General features: G+C 58.0%; 5 protein-coding genes. 3 read left to right on the forward strand and 2 right to left on the reverse strand.

Annotation, left to right across the window (positions count from 1 at the left end; all coding sequences use genetic code 11):
- Positions 1 to 96 precede the first annotated feature (96 nt).
- Complete coding sequence (locus tag HU730_RS12545) at positions 97 to 17,784, forward strand: retention module-containing protein (RefSeq protein WP_217862455.1); 17,688 nt, start codon at positions 97 to 99, stop codon at positions 17,782 to 17,784.
- A 150-nt stretch (positions 17,785 to 17,934) separates the two neighbouring features.
- Positions 17,935 to 18,273 (forward strand): hypothetical protein, encoded by a 339-nt coding sequence (locus tag HU730_RS12550; protein ID WP_003187438.1) that lies wholly within the window; start codon positions 17,935 to 17,937, stop codon positions 18,271 to 18,273.
- A gap of 22 nt (positions 18,274 to 18,295) precedes the next feature.
- On the opposite strand, the gene lapD is transcribed toward HU730_RS12550, so the two are convergent.
- Complete coding sequence (gene lapD / locus HU730_RS12555; RefSeq protein ID WP_186527892.1) at positions 18,296 to 20,242, reverse strand: cyclic di-GMP receptor LapD; 1,947 nt, start codon at positions 20,240 to 20,242, stop codon at positions 18,296 to 18,298.
- Between the two features lie 14 nt (positions 20,243 to 20,256).
- Positions 20,257 to 20,949, reverse strand: a complete 693-nt coding sequence (gene lapG, locus HU730_RS12560) for a cysteine protease LapG (RefSeq protein ID WP_034125401.1) — start codon at positions 20,947 to 20,949, stop codon at positions 20,257 to 20,259.
- A gap of 249 nt (positions 20,950 to 21,198) precedes the next feature.
- Between lapG and HU730_RS12565 the strand changes: the two genes are divergently transcribed.
- Positions 21,199 to 21,909, forward strand: a complete 711-nt coding sequence (locus HU730_RS12565; RefSeq protein ID WP_186527893.1) for a GntR family transcriptional regulator — start codon at positions 21,199 to 21,201, stop codon at positions 21,907 to 21,909.
- Positions 21,910 to 22,235: the final 326 nt, after the last annotated feature.

Consider the following 22,235-nt stretch of genomic DNA (forward strand, 5'->3'; position numbering starts at 1 on the left):
GTCAATGCATATATAGACTACGCCCTCCCAATTGGCAGCCCTAATAGCGCGCTGCGAAATGGAATTTGTCGAAACGGATCGCCGGAGAAAATTTTAATGAGCAGTGTTGTTGCCATCGTCAAAAGCATTGTTGGTCAAGTTTTCGTTATTTCTCCGGAAGGTGCTCGGCGCGTCCTCGTTGAAGGTGATCGCTTGTTCGCGGGCGACCAGATCGACACCGGTATGTCGGGCGCCGTGAGCCTGGAGCTGGCCGACGGTCGCATTCTGGACCTGGGCCGTGACACCCAGTGGAGCGCCGACCTGCCGGACTCCAGCCTCGACCTCGCCGCTGCCAGCGAGCAAGCCGCGCCATCGGTTGCCGAGCTGCAACAAGCCATCGCCGCTGGCGCCGACCCGACCACCGACCTGGAAGCCACCGCCGCCGGCGCAAACGCTGCCGGTAACGGCGCAGCCGGGGGTGGCCACAGCTTCGTGGTGCTGGATGCGACCGCCGGCCGTGTTGATCCGACCATCGGCTTCCCCACCGGTACGCTTGGTCAGGGCACTTCGGCTCTCAACGCGCTGACCGGTGCCCCAGGCTCCGCTGACGCGGGCAACCTGGTGCTGCAGCCTTCGACCCTGTCCCTGAGCGCAACCCCCACCATCACCGAAGCCGGTGGTGTGCTGACCTACACCGCGACCGTGACGCGGCCATCCAGCAGCGACCTTACCGTCACCTTGTCCAATGGCGCGGTGATTACTATCCCGTCAGGCCAACTGACCGGTACGGTCAACGTACCCCTGGCGCCCAACGACACCCCGTACAACGACCCGAGCCAGATCAGCGTGGGCGTTACGGGCACCACCGGTGGCGGCAACCTGGTATTGACCATCGACCCTAACCCGGCCGTGACGCAGATCACCGACACCATCGACACCACCACGGTCACTCTAACGGCTGGTTCGACCGTGACCGAAGGCGGTCAAATCACCTACACCGCCACCTTGACCAACCCGGCGCAGACGCCGGTGAATGTCACCTTGAGCAATGGCTCGGTGATCACGATCAAGGCCGGTGAATCGACGGGCAGCGTTGTCGTAGATACGCCAGCTAACGACGTCTACAACAACGGTTCGACGGTCAGCACCACGATCACGGGCGCAACGGGCGGTAACTTCGAGAACCTGGTACCGAATACCACGCCAGCGGTCACCGCCATTACCGATTCGATCGACACCACCACGGTCACCCTGACCGCTGGTTCGACCGTGACCGAAGGCGGCCAGATCACCTACACCGCCACCCTGACCAATCCAGCGCAGACCCCGGTGAACGTCACTTTGAGCAATGGCTCGGTGATCACCATCAAGGCGGGCGAATCGACGGGTACCGTTGTGGTCGATACACCGGTCAACGACGTCTACAACAATGGTTCGACGGTCAGCACCACGATCACGGGCGCAACGGGCGGTAACTTCGAGAACCTGGTACCGAATACCACGCCAGCGGTCACCACCATTACCGATTCGATCGACACCACCACGGTCACCCTGACCGCGGGTTCGACCGTGACCGAAGGCGGCCAGATCACCTACACCGCCACCTTGACCAACCCGGCGCAGACGCCTGTGAATGTCACCTTGAGCAATGGCTCGGTGATCACCATTAAAGCGGGTGAGTCGACAGGCAGCGTTGTCGTTGATACGCCGGCCAACGACGTTTACAACAATGGCTCTACCGTCAGCACCACCATCACGGGCGCAACGGGCGGTAACTTCGAGAACCTGGTACCGAATACAACGCCAGCGGTCACCACCATTACCGATTCGATCGACACCACCACGGTCACCCTGACCGCTGGTTCGACCGTGACCGAAGGCGGTCAGATCACCTACACCGCCACCTTGACCAACCCGGCGCAGACGCCTGTGAATGTCACCTTGAGCAATGGCTCGGTGATCACCATCAAAGCGGGTGAGTCGATAGGCAGCATTGTCGTTGATACGCCAGCTAATGACGTCTACGTCAACGGCAGCACCGTCAGTACGACGATTACGGGCGCGACTGGCGGCAATTTCGAGAGCCTGGTGCCGAGCACCACGCCAGCGGTTACCACCATTACCGATTCGATCGACACCACCACTGTGACGCTGACAGCCCCAACCGAGGCGAACGAAGGTGGTCAGGTGACGTATACCGCCACGCTTTCCAATAAAGCGGGCACTGATGTCACGTTGAAGTTGGACAACGGCTCAAGCATCACCATCAAAGCTGGCGAAACCGTTGGCACCGTGACCGTGCCCGCCCCTACCGATGACGTGTTCATCGACAAGAGCACCCAAACGGTCAAGATCACCGAAACCACCGGCGGCAACTTCGAAAAACTGGAAGTTGCAGGTAACGGCGCGACCACCACGATCAACGACACCATCGACAAAGTTGATGTGGTTCTGACCGCTACCACCACCGTTGGCGAAGGCGGCAACATCGTCTACACCGCTAGCCTTGTGGATAAAAACGGCGCGCCGGTGACTAACATCACTAACCCGTTGACCGTCACTTTGGATAACGGTCAGACCATTACTATCGGTGTTAACCAATCCAGCGGCACCGTTACCACCGTGGCGCCAGACGATATTTATAAAGGCGATCAGACCGTCACCGCTGCTATCAAGGGTGTGACCGGCGGCGAGCATTTTGAAAATCTGGTTCCAGGTACTACCCCAGTTAACACGACCGTTACCGATACACCGGGCACCGATAACACCACTACCGTGACACTGACGGCTCCGACCGAGGCGAATGAGGGTGGCGAGATCACTTACACCGCCACGCTTTCCAACAAAGCGGGCACTGACGTCACGCTGAAGTTGGATAACGGTTCGTCGATCACCATCAAGGCTGGCGAAACTGTTGGCACCGTCACCGTCCCTGCGCCTACCGATGATGTATTCATCGATAAGAGCACTCAGACCGTTCAGATCACCGAGGCCACTGGCGGCAACTTCGAAAAACTCGAAGTGGCAGGCAACGGCGCGACCACCACGATCAACGACACCATCGACAAGGTGGATGTAGTTCTGACGGCCACTACCACTGTCGGCGAAGGCGGCAACATCGTCTACACCGCCAGCCTTGTGGATAAAAACGGCGCACCGGTGACTAACATCACTAACCCGCTGACCGTGACCTTGGATAACGGCAAGACAATCACCATCGGTGTGAACCAGTCGAGTGGCTCTGTCACCACTATCGCGCCGGATGACGTTTATAAAGGCGACCAGACCGTCACTACCGCTATCAAAGGCGTCACTGGTGGCGAGCACTTTGAAAACTTGGTCCCTGGCACGACGGCAGTGAACACCACTGTCACCGACACCCCCGGTACCGACAACACAACGACTGTCATCCTGACTGCGCCAAATGCAGTTAACGAAGGTGGCCAGATCACGTACACCGCGACCTTGAGCAACAAGGCCGGCACCGACGTCACGCTGAAACTCGACAACGGCTCAAGCATCACCATCAAGGCTGGCGAAACCGTAGGCACCGTCACTGTCCCTGCGCCTACCGATGACGTGTTCATCGACAAGAGCACGCAGACCGTCAAGATCACCGAGACCACTGGCGGCAACTTCGAGAAGTTAGAAGTCGCAGGCAACGGCGCAACCACCACGATCAACGACACCATCGACAAAGTCGATGTGGTCCTGACCGCCACCACCACCATTGGTGAAGGCGGCAATATCGTCTATACCGCCAGCCTTGTGGATAAGAACGGCGCGCCGGTGACCAACATCACCAACCCGCTGACCGTTACCTTGGACAACGGTAAAACCATCACCATCGGCGTAAACCAATCGAGCGGTAGCGTTTCGGTTGTTGCTCCTGATGATGTGTACAAGGGCGACCAAACCGTCACCACCGCCATCAAAGGCGTGACCGGCGGCGAGCACTTCGAAAATCTGGTTCCAGGTACTACCCCGGTTAACACCACCGTTACTGATACACCGGGCACCGATAACACCACGACCGTAACGCTGACAGCTCCCACCGAGGCGAATGAGGGTGGGCAGATTACGTACACCGCCACGCTTTCCAACAAAGCGGGCACTGACGTCACGCTGAAGTTGGACAACGGCTCGTCGATCACCATCAAGGCTGGCGAAACTGTTGGGACCGTCACCGTGCCCGCCCCTACCGATGACGTGTTCATCGACAAGAGCACGCAGACCGTCAAGATAACCGAGACCACTGGCGGCAACTTCGAGAAGTTAGAAGTCGCAGGCAACGGCGCAACCACCACGATCAACGACACCATCGACAAGGTCGATGTAGTTCTGACGGCCACTACCACTGTCGGCGAAGGCGGCAACATCGTCTACACCGCCAGCCTTGTGGATAAAAACGGCGCGCCGGTGACCAACATCAACAATCCGCTGACTGTGACTTTGGATAACGGCCAGACCATCACTATTGGCGTAAACCAATCGAGCGGTAGCGTTTCGGTTCTAGCTCCTGATGATGTGTACAAAGGCGACCAGACCGTTACCACTGCTATCAAAGGCGTGACCGGCGGCGAGCACTTCGAAAATCTGGCTCCAGGTACTACCCCGGTTAACACCACCGTTACTGATACACCAGGTACAGACAACATCACTACTGTGACGCTGACAGCGCCTAACGCTGTTAACGAAGGTGGACAGATTACGTACACCGCCACGCTTTCCAACAAAGCGGGCACTGACGTAACACTGAAACTCGACAACGGTTCAAGCATCACCATCAAGGCCGGCGACACTGTTGGCACTGTGACCGTGCCCGCCCCTACCGATGACGTGTTCATCGATAAGAGCACCCAGACCGTCAAGATCACCGAAACCAGTGGTGGCAACTTCGAAAAGCTCGAAGTGGCAGGCAGCGGCGCGACCACTACGATCAACGACACCATCGACAAGGTTGATGTAGTTCTGACCGCCACTACCACTGTTGGTGAAGGCGGCAATATCGTCTACACCGCTAGCCTTGTGGATAAGAACGGCGCGCCGGTGACCAACATCACCAACCCGCTGACCGTTACCTTGGACAACGGTAAAACCATCACCATCGGCGTAAACCAATCGAGCGGTAGCGTTTCGGTTGTTGCTCCTGATGATGTCTATAAAGGCGATCAAACCGTCACCACCGCCATCAAAGGCGTGACCGGCGGCGAGCACTTCGAAAATCTGGTTCCAGGTACTACCCCGGTTAACACCACCGTTACTGATACACCGGGCACCGATAACACCACGACCGTAACGCTGACAGCTCCCACCGAGGCGAGCGAAGGTGGTCAGATCACCTACACCGCGACCTTGAGCAACAAGGCTGGCACTGACGTCACCCTGAAGCTGGATAACGGCTCGTCGATCACGATCAAGGCTGGCGACACTGTTGGCACCGTGACTGTCCCTGCGCCTACCGATGACGTGTTCATCGACAAGAGCACGCAGACGGTCAAGATCACCGAAACCACCGGCGGCAACTTCGAAAAACTCGAAGTAGCAGGCAACGGCGCAACGACCACGATCAACGACACCATCGACAAGGTCGATGTGGTCCTGACCGCCACCACCACCGTTGGCGAAGGCGGCAACATCGTTTACACCGCCAGCCTTGTGGATAAAAACGGCGCACCGGTGACTAACATCACCAATCCGCTGACGGTGACTTTGGATAACGGCAAAACCATCACCATCGGTGTGAATCAGTCGAGCGGCTCCATCACCACCATCGCGCCGGATGACGTGTACAAAGGCGACCAGACCGTCACCACCGCCATCAAAGGCGTGACCGGTGGCGAGCACTTTGAAAACTTGGTTCCTGGCACGACGGCAGTGAACACCACTGTCACCGATACCCCAGGCACCGATAACACCACCACCGTGACGCTGACGGCTCCGTCCGAGGCAAACGAGGGTGGGCAGATTACGTACACCGCCACGCTTTCCAACAAAGCGGGCACTGATGTCACGCTCAAGTTGGATAACGGCTCGTCGATCACCATCAAGGCTGGCGAAACCGTTGGTACTGTGACCGTCCCTGCGCCTAACGATGATGTGTTCATCGACAAGAGCACGCAGACGGTCAAGATCACCGAAACCACCGGCGGCAACTTCGAAAAACTCGAAGTGGCAGGCAACGGCGCAACGACCACGATCAACGACACCATCGACAAAGTTGATGTGGTCCTGACGGCCACCACCACCGTTGGCGAAGGTGGCAACATCGTTTACACCGCCAGCCTTGTGGATAAAAACGGCGCACCGGTGACTAACATCACCAATCCGCTGACGGTGACTTTGGATAACGGCAAAACCATCACCATCGGTGTGAATCAGTCGAGCGGCTCCATCACCACCATCGCGCCGGATGACGTGTACAAAGGCGACCAGACCGTCACCACCGCTATCAAAGGCGTGACCGGTGGCGAGCACTTTGAAAACTTGGTTCCTGGCACGACGGCAGTGAACACCACTGTCACCGATACCCCAGGCACCGATAACACCACCACCGTGACGCTGACGGCTCCGTCCGAGGCAAACGAGGGTGGGCAGATTACGTACACCGCCACGCTTTCCAACAAAGCGGGCACTGATGTCACGCTCAAGTTGGATAACGGCTCGTCGATCACCATCAAGGCTGGCGAAACCGTTGGTACTGTGACCGTCCCTGCGCCTAACGATGATGTGTTCATCGACAAGAGCACGCAGACGGTCAAGATCACCGAAACCACCGGCGGCAACTTCGAAAAACTCGAAGTGGCAGGCAACGGCGCAACGACCACGATCAACGACACCATCGACAAAGTTGATGTGGTCCTGACGGCCACCACCACCGTTGGCGAAGGCGGCAACATCGTCTACACCGCCAGCCTTGTGGATAAAAACGGTGCGCCGGTGACTAACATCACCAACCCGTTGACCGTCACCTTGGATAATGGCCAGACCATCACCATCGGCGTAAACCAGACTAGCGGTAGCGTTTCGGTTCTTGCTCCTGATGATGTCTATAAAGGCGATCAAACCGTCACCACCGCTATCAAGGGTGTTACCGGCGGCGAGCACTTCGAAAATCTGGTTCCAGGTACTACCCCGGTTAACACCACCGTTACTGATACACCGGGCACCGATAACACCACTACCGTAACGCTGACAGCTCCGACCGAAGCGAATGAGGGTGGCCAGATCACCTATACCGCGACCTTGAGCAATAAGGCCGGTACCGACGTCACGCTGAAGTTGGATAACGGCTCTTCGATCACCATCAAGGCTGGCGACACGGTTGGCACTGTGACCGTGCCCGCTCCTAGCGATGACGTGTTCATCGATAAGAGCACTCAGACCGTCAAGATCACCGACGCTTCCGGCGGCAACTTCGAAAAACTGGAAGTTGCAGGCAGCGGCGCAACGACCACGATCAACGACACCATCGACAAGGTCGATGTGGTCCTGACGGCCACCACCACCGTTGGTGAAGGCGGCAACATCGTCTACACCGCCAGCCTTGTGGATAAAAACGGCGCACCGGTGACTAACATCATCAATCCGCTGACCGTCACCCTCGATAACGGCAAGACCATCACCATTGGTGTGAATCAGTCGAGTGGCTCTATCACCACCATCGCGCCGGATGATGTGTACAAAGGCGATCAAACTGTCACTACCGCCATCAAAAGCGTGACCGGCGGCGAGCACTTCGAAAACCTGGTCCCTGGCACGACGGCAGTGAACACTACTGTCACCGATAACCCTGGCACCGATAACACCACCACCGTTACGTTGACGGCTCCGGCTGAGGCAAACGAAGGTGGGCAGATTACGTACACCGCCACGCTGTCCAACAAAGCGGGCACTGACGTAACACTGAAGCTCGACAACGGTTCAAGCATCACCATCAAGGCTGGCGACACTGTTGGCACCGTCACTGTCCCTGCGCCTACCGATGACGTGTTTATCGATAAAAGCACCCAGACCGTTAAGATCGCCGAGACCACCGGCGGCAATTTCGAAAAACTCGAAGTGGCAGGCGACGGCGCAATCACCACCATCAATGACACCATCGACAAGGTAGATGTGGTCCTGACCGCTACTACCACCGTCGGCGAAGGCGGCAATATCGTCTACACCGCCAGCCTTGTGGATAAAAACGGCGCACCGGTGACCAACATCACCAACCCGTTGACCGTTACCTTGGACAACGGCAAGACCATCACCATCGGCGTAAACCAATCGAGCGGTAGCGTTTCGGTTCTTGCTCCTGATGATGTGTACAAGGGCGACCAAACTGTCACCACCGCTATCAAAGGCGTGACCGGCGGCGAGCATTTCGAGAACCTGGTGCCGGGCACTACCCCAGTTAACACGACCGTTACCGATACACCGGGTACCGACAACACCACGACTGTCACCTTGACTGCGCCAAGTGCTGTTAACGAAGGTGGCCAGATCACGTACACCGCCACGCTGTCCAACAAAGCGGGCACTGACGTCACGCTGAAGTTGGATAACGGCTCGTCGATCACAATCAAGGCTGGCGAGACCGTGGGCACCGTAACTGTGCCTGCGCCTACCGATGACGTGTTCATCGACAAGAGCACTCAGACCGTCCAGATCACCGACGCTTCCGGCGGCAACTTCGAAAAACTCGAAGTCGCAGGTAACGGCGCAACCACCACGATCAACGACACCATCGACAAGGTGGATGTAGTTCTAACTGCTACCACTACCGTCGGCGAAGGCGGCAATATCGTCTACACCGCCAGCCTTGTGGATAAAAACGGCGCACCGGTGACCAACATCACCAACCCGTTGACCGTTACCTTGGACAACGGCAAGACCATCACCATTGGTGTGAATCAGTCGAGTGGCTCTATTACAACCATCGCGCCGGATGATGTGTACAAAGGCGACCAAACTGTCACCACCGCCATCAAAGGCGTAACCGGTGGCGAGCACTTTGAAAATCTAGTGCCTGGCACGACGGCGGTGAATACCACCGTCACGGACACACCGGGTACCGACAACACCACTACTGTGACGCTGACAGCGCCTAACGCTGTTAACGAAGGTGGCCAGATCACGTACACCGCCACGCTGTCCAACAAAGCGGGCACTGACGTCACGCTGAAGTTGGATAACGGCTCGTCGATCACAATCAAGGCTGGCGAGACCGTGGGCACCGTAACTGTGCCTGCGCCTACCGATGACGTGTTCATCGACAAGAGCACTCAGACCGTCCAGATCACCGACGCTTCCGGCGGCAACTTCGAAAAACTCGAAGTCGCAGGTAACGGCGCAACCACCACGATCAACGACACCATCGACAAGGTGGATGTAGTTCTAACTGCTACCACTACCGTCGGCGAAGGCGGCAATATCGTCTACACCGCCAGCCTTGTGGATAAAAACGGCGCACCGGTGACCAACATCACCAACCCGTTGACCGTTACCTTGGACAACGGCAAGACCATCACCATTGGTGTGAATCAGTCGAGTGGCTCTATTACAACCATCGCGCCGGATGATGTGTACAAAGGCGACCAAACTGTCACCACCGCCATCAAAGGCGTAACCGGTGGCGAGCACTTTGAAAATCTAGTGCCTGGCACGACGGCGGTGAATACCACCGTCACGGACACACCGGGTACCGACAACACCACTACTGTGACGCTGACAGCGCCTAACGCTGTTAACGAAGGTGGCCAGATCACGTACACCGCCACGCTGTCCAACAAAGCGGGCACTGACGTCACGCTGAAGTTGGATAACGGCTCGTCGATCACAATCAAGGCTGGCGAGACCGTGGGCACCGTAACTGTGCCTGCGCCTACCGATGACGTGTTCATCGACAAGAGCACTCAGACCGTCCAGATCACCGACGCTTCCGGCGGCAACTTCGAAAAACTCGAAGTCGCAGGTAACGGCGCAACCACCACGATCAACGACACCATCGACAAGGTGGATGTAGTTCTGACCGCCACCACTACCGTGGGTGAAGGCGGCAATATCGTCTATACCGCCAGCCTTGTGGATAAGAACGGCGCGCCGGTGACCAACATCACCAACCCGCTCACCGTTACCTTGGACAACGGCAAGACCATCACCATTGGTGTGAATCAGTCGAGTGGCTCTATTACAACCATCGCGCCGGATGATGTGTACAAAGGCGATCAAACTGTCACCACCGCTATCAAAGGCGTGACCGGCGGCGAGCACTTTGAAAATCTGGTTCCAGGTACTACCCCAGTTAACACGACCGTTACCGATACACCGGGTACCGACAACACCACGACTGTCACCTTGACTGCGCCAAGTGCTGTTAACGAAGGTGGCCAGATCACGTACACCGCCACGCTGTCCAACAAAGCGGGCACTGACGTCACCCTGAAGCTGGATAACGGTTCGTCGATCACGATCAAGGCTGGCGAGACCGTGGGCACCGTAACTGTGCCTGCGCCTACCGATGACGTGTTCATCGACAAGAGCACTGAGACCGTCAAGATCACCGACGCTTCCGGCGGCAACTTCGAAAAACTGGAAGTGGCAGGCAACGGCGCCACCACCACGATCAACGACACCATCGACAAAGTCGATGTGTTTCTGACCGCCACCACCACCGTTGGCGAAGGCGGCAACATCGTCTACACCGCCAGCCTTGTGGATAAAAACGGCGCAGCGGTGACCAACATCACCAATCCGCTGACCGTGACCCTGGATAACGGCAAAACCATCACCATCGGCGTAAACCAATCGAGCGGTAGCGTTTCGGTTGTTGCTCCTGATGACGTGTACAAGGGCGACCAGACCGTCACCACTGCTATCAAAGGCGTGACCGGCGGCGAGCATTTCGAGAATCTGGTCCCTGGCACTACCGCGGTGAACACCACCGTTACGGACACACCGGGTACCGATAACACCACCACGGTTACGCTGACTGCGCCAAGTGCCGTTAACGAAGGCGGCCAGATCACCTACACCGCGACCTTGAGCAATAAGGCCGGCACCGACGTCACGCTGAAACTCGACAATGGTTCAAGCATCACCATTAAGGCTGGCGACACTGTTGGTACCGTAACCGCGCCTGCGCCGACCGATGACGTGTTCATCGACAAGAGCAGCCAGACCGTCAAGATTACTGACGCTTCCGGCGGCAACTTCGAAAAACTCGAAGTCGCAGGCAACGGCGCAACTACCACGATCAACGACACCATCGACAAGGTGGATGTAGTTCTGACCGCCACCACTACCGTGGGTGAAGGCGGCAACATCGTCTACACGGCCAGCCTTGTGGATAAAAATGGCGCATCGGTGACCAACATCACCAATCCGCTGACCGTGACCCTGGATAACGGCAAAACCATCACCATCGGCGTAAACCAATCGAGCGGTAGCGTTTCGGTTGTTGCTCCTGATGACGTGTACAGGGGCGACCAGACCGTCACCACTGCTATCAAAGGCGTGACCGGCGGCGAGCATTTCGAGAATCTGGTCCCTGGCACTACCGCGGTGAACACCACCGTTACGGACACTCCGGGTACCGACAACACCACTACTGTGACGCTGACAGCGCCTAACGCTGTTAACGAAGGTGGCCAGATCACGTACACCGCCACGCTGTCCAACAAGGCGGGGACCGACGTCACGCTGAAACTCGACAACGGTTCAAGCATCACCATCAAGGCTGGCGAAACTGTTGGTACCGTAACCGTGCCTGCGCCGACCGATGACGTGTTTATCGATAAGAGCACGCAGACCGTCAAAATCACTGACGCTTCCGGCGGCAACTTCGAAAAACTGGAAGTTGCAGGCAACGGCGCCACCACCACGATCAACGACACCATCGACAAAGTCGATGTGGTCCTGACCGCCACCACCACCGTTGGCGAAGGCGGCAACATCGTTTACACCGCCAGCCTTGTGGATAAGAACGGCGCGCCGGTGACCAACATCACCAATCCGCTCACCGTAACCTTGGACAACGGTAAAACCATCACCATCGGCGTAAACCAATCGAGCGGTAGCGTTTCGGTTATTGCTCCTGATGACGTGTATAAGGGCGATCAAACCGTCACCACTGCTATCAAAGGCGTCACTGGTGGCGAGCACTTTGAAAACCTGGTGCCGGGTACTACAGCGGTGAACACCACCGTTACGGACACACCGGGTACCGATAACACCACCACGGTGACGCTGACCGCTCCATCCGAAGCAAACGAAGGTGGTCAGATCACCTATACCGCGACTTTGAGCAACAAGGCCGGTACCGACGTCACCCTGAAGCTCGATAACGGTTCGTCGATCACGATCAAGGCTGGCGACACTGTTGGCACCGTAACCGTGCCCGCGCCGACCGATGACGTGTTCATCGATAAGAGCACTCAGACCGTCAAGATTACTGACGCTTCCGGCGGCAACTTCGAAAAACTCGAAGTCGCAGGCAACGGCGCAACTACCACGATCAACGACACCATCGACAAGGTGGATGTAGTTCTGACCGCCACCACTACCGTGGGTGAAGGCGGCAACATCGTCTACACGGCCAGCCTTGTGGATAAAAATGGCGCACCGGTGACCAACATCACCAATCCGCTGACCGTGACCCTGGATAACGGCAAAACCATCACCATCGGCGTAAACCAATCGAGCGGTAGCGTTTCGGTTGTTGCTCCTGATGACGTGTACAAAGGCGACCAAACTGTCACCACCGCCATCAAAGGCGTAACCGGTGGCGAGCACTTTGAAAATTTAGTGCCTGGCACGACGGCGGTGAATACCACCGTCACGGACACACCGGGTACCGACAACACCACTACTGTGACGCTGACAGCGCCTAACGCTGTTAACGAAGGTGGCCAGATTACGTACACCGCCACGCTGTCCAACAAGGCGGGGACCGACGTCACGCTGAAGTTGGACAACGGCTCGTCGATCACAATCAAGGCTGGCGAGACCGTGGGCACCGTAACTGTGCCTGCGCCTACCGATGACGTGTTCATCGACAAGAGCACTCAGACCGTCAAGATCACCGACGCTTCCGGCGGCAACTTCGAAAAACTGGAAGTGGCAGGCAACGGCGCAACCACCACGATCAACGACACCATCGACAAGGTGGATGTAGTTCTGACCGCCACCACCACCGTTGGCGAAGGCGGCAACATCGTCTACACCGCCAGCCTTGTGGATAAAAACGGCGCAGCGGTGACCAACATCACCAATCCGCTGACCGTCACCTTGGACAATGGCAAAACGATCACCATCGGTGTGAATCAGTCGAGCGGTTCCATCACCACCGTAGCGCCAAACGACGTCTACAAAGGCGACCAAACCGTCACCACCGCCATCAAAGGCGTGACCGGTGGCGAGCATTTCGAGAACCTCGTGCCGGGCACGACGGCGGTGAACACCACCGTCACCGACACACCAGGCTCCACCGACCTGACCACCGTCACCTTGACTGCCCCGACCGCGGTCAACGAAGGCGGCCAGATCACCTACACCGCCACCTTGAGCAACAAGGCCGGCAGCGACATGCTGGTCCAGCTCGACAACGGTTCGAGCATCACCATCAAGCAAGGTGAGACCGTGGGCACGGTGACCGTCCCGGCGCCTACCGATGACGTGTTCATCGACAAGAGCACCCAGACCGTCAAGATCACCGGCACCACCGGCGGCAATTTCGAGGGTGTGACCATCACACCTGCGGGCGCCACGACCACCATCAACGACACCATCGATGACGTGACCGTGGTACTCAAGGCCACCGGTTCGGTCAGCGAAGGCGGGCAGATCGTCTACACCGCGTCCCTGGTCGACAAGAACGGCGCGGCCGTGAACAACGTGGGCTCCGACTTGGTGGTAAGGCTGGATAATGGCTCGACCATCACCATCGGCAGTGGCAAGTCCACCAGCTTCACGACAGCTACCGCACCGAACGATGCCTATGTCGGCGCCAATGATGTCAGCGCCAAGATCACCGGCGTGGTCAGCGGTGGCGACAAGTACGAGCATCTGATTGTTGACGCCAGCCCCGCGGTCACCAAGGTCACGGATGTAGTGACAGATACCAAAATCAGCATAACGGGCGACGGCTCGGTCACTGAAGGTGGCACAGCCCACTACACCCTGACCTTGACCAACCCGCCGCAAACCGACGTAACCGTGACGCTCAAATACAGCGGCACCGCCACTGACGGTTCGGACTTCACCGGCGTGTACACCGTGAAGATCCCGGCAGGCTCCAGCAGCGTGCCGTTTGATATCCGCACGCTCGACGACAAGATCACCGAGCCTACGGAACAGATCGTTATCACCATCGACAAGGTCACCGGAGGCAACTTCGAGAACCTGGTGATCGACAAAGGCACCGTCACCACCAACATCCTCGACAACGATGCGCCGCCGGTGATCGACCTGGATGCCAACAACTCCAGCGGCGCCACGGGTGCCGATTACAAGACGACATTTACCGAGGGTACCGCCGGGCCGGGCGTGTCGATCGCCGATACGGATATCAAGATCACTGACCCAGACAGCACACTGCTGACGGGCGCGACGGTCACGCTGACCAACGCACAGGCCGGTGATGCCCTGAACCTGGGCAATAGCGTGAATGGCATCAGCGTCAGCACCAACAACCAGACGGGCACTATTACCCTGACGTTGTCCGGCAGCGCAACGCTGGCTGACTACATGCAACGTATCCAGAACATCACGTTCACCAACAACAGCCACGACCCGAGCACCACACCGCGCACCATCACCGTGACGGTGACCGATGGCGGCAACTACTCCAACGTGGCCACCACCACAGTCAACGTGGTAGCGGTCAACGATGCACCAGTGGCCACTGGCGGTGCTGTGACCGGTACGGAAGACACGGCGCTGGCCCTGACCTGGGCCAACTTCGGCGTGAGCGATGTGGACTCGCCACAAGCCAGCCTCGGGGTGAAAATCACCGAGCTGCCGGTAGCCGGCAAGCTGCAGTATCTGGCGGCGGACGGCAGCACCTGGACCAACGTGACCAGCGGCCAGACCTTTACCAAGGCTCAGATCGATGGCGGCCAACTGCGCTTTATGCCGAACGCCAACGAGTCCGGCGCCGACGGTTACGGCGGCACTGGCGTGGGTAACAAGCAGGCGGATTACGCGCAGTTCAAGTTCCAGCCAACCGATGGCAAGGACCTGGGCACCAGCGCTACGGTGAAAGTCGATATCACCCCAGTGGCCGACGCACCGACCCTGAGCGTGGCCGACAACAGCGTTGCCTCGACCGGCCTGGTCAAACAGGGCTGGAACAGCATCGCCGGCCTCGGCAACAACGGCAACGGTGCTGCACCGGACGTGCTGAAAAAAGCCATCGATAACGCGGGCACACCCAACAGCACCTCTGTGGTGACCAACGTCGAGTCCGTCGACAACGTGGCCGCTGGCTCTGGTTCCAAGATCTCCGGCCTGATCTACATGGAAGCGGGCAAGAGCTACACCTTCAGCGGTATCGCCGATGACAGCGTGGTGGTCAACGTTGGCGGTAAAGACGTTGCGAGCGGTTTGTGGGGTACCAACAGCGGCAAGTTCAGCGGCTCGTTCACGCCAACGACCACTGGTTACTACAGCCTTGAGATCTACCAGGCCAACCAAGCGGGGCCTGGCAGCTTTGACGTCAACCTGTCGGTCAACGGCGGGGCGGTGCAGAACCTGAGCACCAGCACCGTGCCGTTGTACACCGGCCTTACCGACCTGACCAACGCCGGCGTCACCGTATCCGACCTGCATGGCAGCAACGGCGACGGTTACTACGTGGGCTACAAGCTCAACGAAGGCCAGGAAAACGGCACGGTCAAACTGTCCAAAGTCACCACTGCGCTGACCGATACCGACGGCTCCGAAACCCTGAGCGTGAAGATCAGTGGCATTCCGGCAGGCTCGGTGCTTACCGACGCGTCTGGGCACACCTTTACTGCGGGTAAAACCGTGGGCGAAGTGAATGTCACCGGCTGGGACCTGAACACCCTGACCATCAAGCCGCCGACCTACTACAGCGGCCAGTTCAACCTGACGGTCACTTCGACTTCCACCGAGAGCATCGGCGGTTCAGCGACCACCACCGCGCAATTGCCCGTCACGGTGCATCCAGCGACCTACAATTCGGTCACCGGCACCTCGGGCAGCGACACCATCAATGGCAGCGATGGCAACGACATTGTCGTGGCCGACGTCGCCGGCTTGAACGTGGTGCAGGGCAAGAACTACAACATCGCGTTCATGATCGATACATCGGGCAGTATGGGTGCGGACTCGATAGCAGCGGCAAAAACCTCGCTGACCACCACGTTCAACTCGCTGAAAAACAGTATCGGCGCCAGCACTTCTGGCACTGTGAATATCTTCCTGGCGGATTTCAGCGACCAGGTCAATCGCACGGTGACAGTCAACCTGAAAGACCCAGGTGCATTGGACTCGCTGCAGAAAGTCCTGGATTCCATGGTGTCTACCGGCGGGACCAACTACGAAGACGTGTTCAAGGCCGCGGCCAACTTCTTCAAGAGTGCCCAGGCGACTGGCAACACTGGCGCTATCAATACAACGTACTTCATCACCGATGGTCAGCCGACGTTTTACCAAGCGTCCGAGCAGACCAACCCATACTTGTACGGCAACGTCAGGCTCGATGATGTCGTCACCATGAACAACTACACCATAGGTACCGCCACCCGGATCAACATCGATTCGAATAACTACCTTGATATCAACTCTGCCGGCAAGGTAACCCTCTGGTCTTACGGCTGGGGGTACAACAAGGGAATCATCCACGCCCAAGGGGATGGCACCTATGAAATATCGGTGCAAGGCGGCCTCGGCTACGATACCGACTACTCCACCACCCTCAACTCCAACAGCGCGTTCGCACTGCTTAAAGGTCTGTCCACAGGTGGCGTAGAAGCCATCGGCCTCAACAGTGGGGTCAGCCTGAATCAGTTGGCACCGTACGACAGCGATGGCAAGCCACAGGCCAACATCGATCCGAAGGACCTGGCCAACGCTATCCTCGGCCACACAGAGGCGACGTTGCCGGGCGCGGACACCGTCAGCGGTGGCGACGGCAACGACATCCTCTTCGGCGACCTGGTGAGCTTCAGCGGGATCAATGGCGAGGGTTACAACGCGCTGCAGGCCTTTGTCGCACAGAAGACCGGCGTGGCTGTCTCGGCAGTGACTGCCTCTAACGTTCACCAGTACGTCACCGAGCACTATGTGGACTTCGACGTCTCCGGCGCCAAAGATGCCGGCGATACACTGTTGGGCGGGGCTGGCGATGACATCCTGTTCGGCCAGGGCGGCAACGACCTTCTGGACGGCGGCAAAGGCAATGACATCCTGCTGGGTGGCACGGGTAACGACACGTTGATTGGCGGCCAGGGCAACGACATCCTGATCGGTGGCTCGGGGGCCGACACCTTCGTGTGGAAGGCGGGCGACATCGGCAACGATGTGATCAAGGACTTCAAGGCGTCCGAAGGCGACCGCATTGACCTGCGCGATTTGTTGAAAGGTGAAACCGACAGCACCATCGACAATTACCTCAAGATCACCACGGTAGAAGGTGTGTCGACCCTGCAAGTGAGCAGTGAAGGCAAGCTCAACGCCGCCGGTGGCCTGGCCAATGCTGATGTGACGATCAAACTGGAAGGCAACGATTGGTCCCACACCAGCATCAACTCGCTGATCAGTGGTGCCGACCCGACCATCAAGATCGATCACACCTAAGACGCGATTGATCGGCCGCCCTTCCAGGCGGCCGATTTTTTGGCCTACGGGTCGCTGGCCCTGGCGGACGGCGCATCGCATACTCACGCCCATACACGCAGCGTTGACCTATGCTGTTGAACGCCTGTGGCGCATTTTCGAGGGGTTGTTATGTTTTACGTGCAACGTGATGCACAGGGCGCGCTGGTTCGCGTAGAGGCTGCTGCCTTTACCGAATCCACTGAAACCCTGCCGGCCGATCATCATGAGATACAGGCCTGGTACGCCAACGAAGTGGTGGAAACCAGCCTGGCCCAGCTCAAGCAGAGCGACTTGGAGATGATCCGGGTGCTGGATGACTTGATCCAGGTGCTGACCCGCAAGGGGGTGATCAGTGTGACCGACCTGCCGCCGGCAGCCCAGGCCAAGTTGATGGACCGTAACCAGGCGAGGGAAGCGTTGGGTGGGTTGAGCCAGTTGATCGATGATGACGAGAAAGGATTGATTTAATCCAACCGCTCCTACAGGTGAATTATTTCCAGGGGGCGGGCTCGCCAAACAGTTGGCCCTGCACGCCGAAAATCCCCATCTCACGAATCACCTTCAGTTCGCCCTCGGTCTCTACACGTTCGACAATCAACGGCAGGTCGATGCTATGGGCCGCTCGCTGGATGGCCTCGATAAACAGGCGCTTGTCGCTTTCCTGGTCGATGGCGCGAATGTAGCTGCCGTCGATCTTCAGGTACGCCAAGCCCAGGCGCGCCAGGTTGCCGATGATGCTGAACCGCCCACCGAAACGTTGCAGGCTGAGGGAGAAGCCCAGTTCGCGCAGGCGCTGGGTCATCTGTTCCAGCACGGGCTGCTCAGGCAGTTGCTCCTCACCAATCTCCAGGGTGAGGCGCGGGCCCAGGTTGCTGTGCTGGCGTAGCAGGTCATAAACGCGGTTCAGGGCCTGGGTATCTTGCAAGGTCGCGGCCGAAAGATTCAGCGCCAGGTTCTCGGTGTGGCTGGCCATCTGCTTGAGCACCTGCTCCAGCATCAGGCGGTCCAGGCGGGCTGACCAACCAAAGCGCTCAAGCCACGGCAGGAAGCGCCCGGCCGGTATGGTGTGGCCGTCTTCGTCCTGCAAGCGCGACAGTACTTTGTAATGCAAGACCAATTGTGGGTCCTGGCTGGCGACAACCGGCTGGAAGTACAGCTGGAAGCGCTGCTGGGTCAGGGCCTGGTCCAACAAGGTGTGCCAGGCATGGTGATCGTCTCCCACGCTGGCGGCGGCGCTGCGGTCCAGGCACACCCAACTGGTGTCGCCCTGCGCTTGGGCCTGGGCCAGGGCCTGGTCGGCCAGGGTCAGCAGGGCTTGGGGCGCGTCGCCATGGCTGAACGGCGCCAGGCCGATATAGGCGACCGGCGTAACGTCACTGGCGCCGGTCGCTTGCAGACTGAGCAAGGTACTTTCCAGGTTTTGCGCCAGCTGCACCGCTTCTTCACGCATCAACCCCGGCGCCAGCACGGCGAACTCACCGCCACGAATACGGGTGACGAGGTTATGGGTTTCCGGGTACGGCGCGCACTGGCGCAGTAGTTGTTCGCCAACCGCTTGCAGTAACTGGTCGGTGCGCTGACCACCCAGGCGCTGGTTGAGGCCGACCAGGTCCTTGACCCGCAGCAGCAGCAGGTAGCCGGAGTTGGTCTCTTCCGGGTTACTGACGCGGGCGTTGAGCTGCATCTCGAAATAACGGCGGTTGGCGAGGCCGGTGAGGTTGTCCTGATAGGATTCGGTGCGCAGTTTTTCGCTACGCTCGGCCTGCTCCTGGAACAGCGCCTTGAGCTTTTCCACCATCTGGTTCATGGCCTGCACCACCCGCCGCAGTTCAGGTGTGCGGGGCAAGTCAGGCAGGCTGAGGAACTCACGGCGGGCAATGGCGTGGGACTGTTTGACCATATAGTCCAACGGCTTCAATTGCCGGCGCAGCAACAGCCCACCGAGCACCACGCTGACCGCACCGCACAAGAGCAACCAGCCCAGGCTACCCAGGGCGCTTTGCCAGAGCTTGGCCAGGGCGAACATCGGATGGCTGACCACTTCTACCCGTGCGGCCTGTTCCCAGCCACGGCTGACCAGGGCATCACCGCCCGCCGGCTCCAGTCCGATCAGCTTGACGAACCAGTTGGGCACGCCGTTGTTGTCGGGAATACCGCTGCGCTCGACGATGGTTTTGTCGGTGGCCAGGTCCACGACGCGGATGCTGGCATAGTAACCGCTGTCGAAGATCGAGCTGACCAACAGCTCCACCATGGCTGGGTCATCGATATTCGGGGTGAGCGACAGCGCCAATGCCGTCGCGGCATCCTGGGCGTGGGAGCGCAATTGGTTGACGTATTGGGTGCGCGAGCTTTCCAGGCTGACCATGAAGCTGCCGCTGAAGGCGACCACCAGGAACAGACAGATTGCGATCAATAGCTGTTTGAACAGAGACATCCGATCAGTTACTCCTAGTTGGCAGGCTCGGCTGGGAAGCCTTCCGCACGCATTTTTCTCAACACATCCTGCCAGCGCGACAAGCGTTTGGTATCACCGACTTTTTTGTTGCCTTTGGCACCAGGCAAGTACAACCCCTCGGCGTTGAATGAGTACACCGGGACCAGATCGGTGCGACGGGTAGCCGGCAGGATCTCATCCATCAGGCTGTCGAGCACCAGTGGGACGGCGTCGGGGCTCGAATAATAAGTCAGGACCATGTGCGCCCGATTCTGCCGCAGGGCCTTGACGTAGGTAATGCGCAATTTGTCGCTGGACACGCCCAGGTGACGCAAACTGAAATATTTTGCGATGGCGTAGTCTTCACAGTCACCAGCACCTTTCCAGAGTGCCTCGACGGGCGTCTCCCAGTAATCCACAACGTGCCAGAGATCGATGTCTTCCACGTAGGTCATTTGCTTGTTGAAGAACAAATTGACGACCTTGAGCTGCTCCTGCTCGCTGACCTGTTTTTCGCTCACCAATAACCGCTGCCAGGCGTCGATACGCTGCTGGCCTTGACCCAAAGGCCCGTAGACGGCGGTAGCCTTGCGGCTGATTTGCGAGAAATCCCAATCGGCACGCAGCCCGCCGAGCATCAGGCCGGCCAGTAAAGTTGCTGATAAAAGCCAGCAAAGCAGTCGATAGGGATTAAAACTTACCGCCAAAATGTTCAGTCCGTGAAAGAGACGGAATTTACAGGGATGGTGAAGCCTGGCCCTACAAAAAACAATGGCACAGTGCAATCATCGCAGGAGGCGGCGTTTTTATAACCGCCCTTGTGAGAGACACAAAGTATGCTGTGTAAGCCCTTACAAACGGAAACTTTGGCTATTTGACAAGCACCTGGCCCATCTTTAGTGTTCTTTGGATCCAATTAGCCAGACTATTATTCAAGAAAGGAGGATAGCGCAACCGTGACGCAGAAGCCGAACCCATTAAGCAGCATCAAAATCAGCGGGCCTATTCCCGCCCATCTTGCGCGCTCCGTTATCGAAGAAACGTTGCGTAATGCCATCCTTGATGGGCGATTGCCCTGTGGCACCGCCATGCGCCAGCAAGAACTGGCCAGCCTGTTCGGCGTCAGTCGCATGCCGGTACGCGAAGCGTTGCGCCAGCTGGAGGCGCAATCCTTGTTGCATGTGGTGACTCACAAGGGTGCCGTCGTTGCTCCCTTGATCGAGGACAATTCGGCCGAGACCTATGCCCTGCGCATGTTGCTGGAGTCCGAGGCCCTGCGCCTGTCGATTCCGTTGCTCACCGACGCGGACCTTGCTCAAGCTGAGGCCTGTATCAACGCACTGGAAAGCGAGAAAGACTACACCGAGATTGGTCGGCTCAATCGCCTGTTTCACATGGTGTTGTACGGCAAGGCGCCCAACCAGCGGCTGCTCACTTTGGTCGAACACGGATTGAATGAGGAGGAGCGCTTCCTGCGCTTCAACCTTGAGGCGATGGGGCTGGGGGAGACTTCCCAGGAGGATCACCGCGAACTGCTGAGCCTGGTAGCGCAGAGGAAGGTCGAGGAGAGCATCCTGACGCTGCGTAACCACTTGATGCGAGGCATGGAGGTGATCGCGACCTACCTCAGCGGCCTTGATAGCGCCGAAAAAAACCCCACTCAGTAGGTTTTTTCGCTTTTGCCCTTGATCCTTAGGTGATGTAGCAACTTTCTTATCAGGGATTGTTGCTCCATCAGAAAAAACAAAGAACCCAATCATAATTAAAGCCGACTCAGTGCGCAGCAAAATCCCACGTATAGCTGGGTAATCACCACACACATAAATATCGGGAAAAACATCTAATACATTTGTATACCGGTTCAAACATTCAACCAGCTTATTATCTTTTCCCAGCAACACACACCTTTCCATCCACTGCGTCTGCCTAGTGCAAGGGCCTCGCCGTGCGCGTGGCCGCGCTCAAGTTACTCTCGCACTCACAACTATAATAT

Source organism: Pseudomonas sp. SWRI22 (assembly GCF_014268395.2).
GTDB classification, from domain to species: Bacteria; Pseudomonadota; Gammaproteobacteria; order Pseudomonadales; family Pseudomonadaceae; genus Aquipseudomonas; species Aquipseudomonas paracarnis.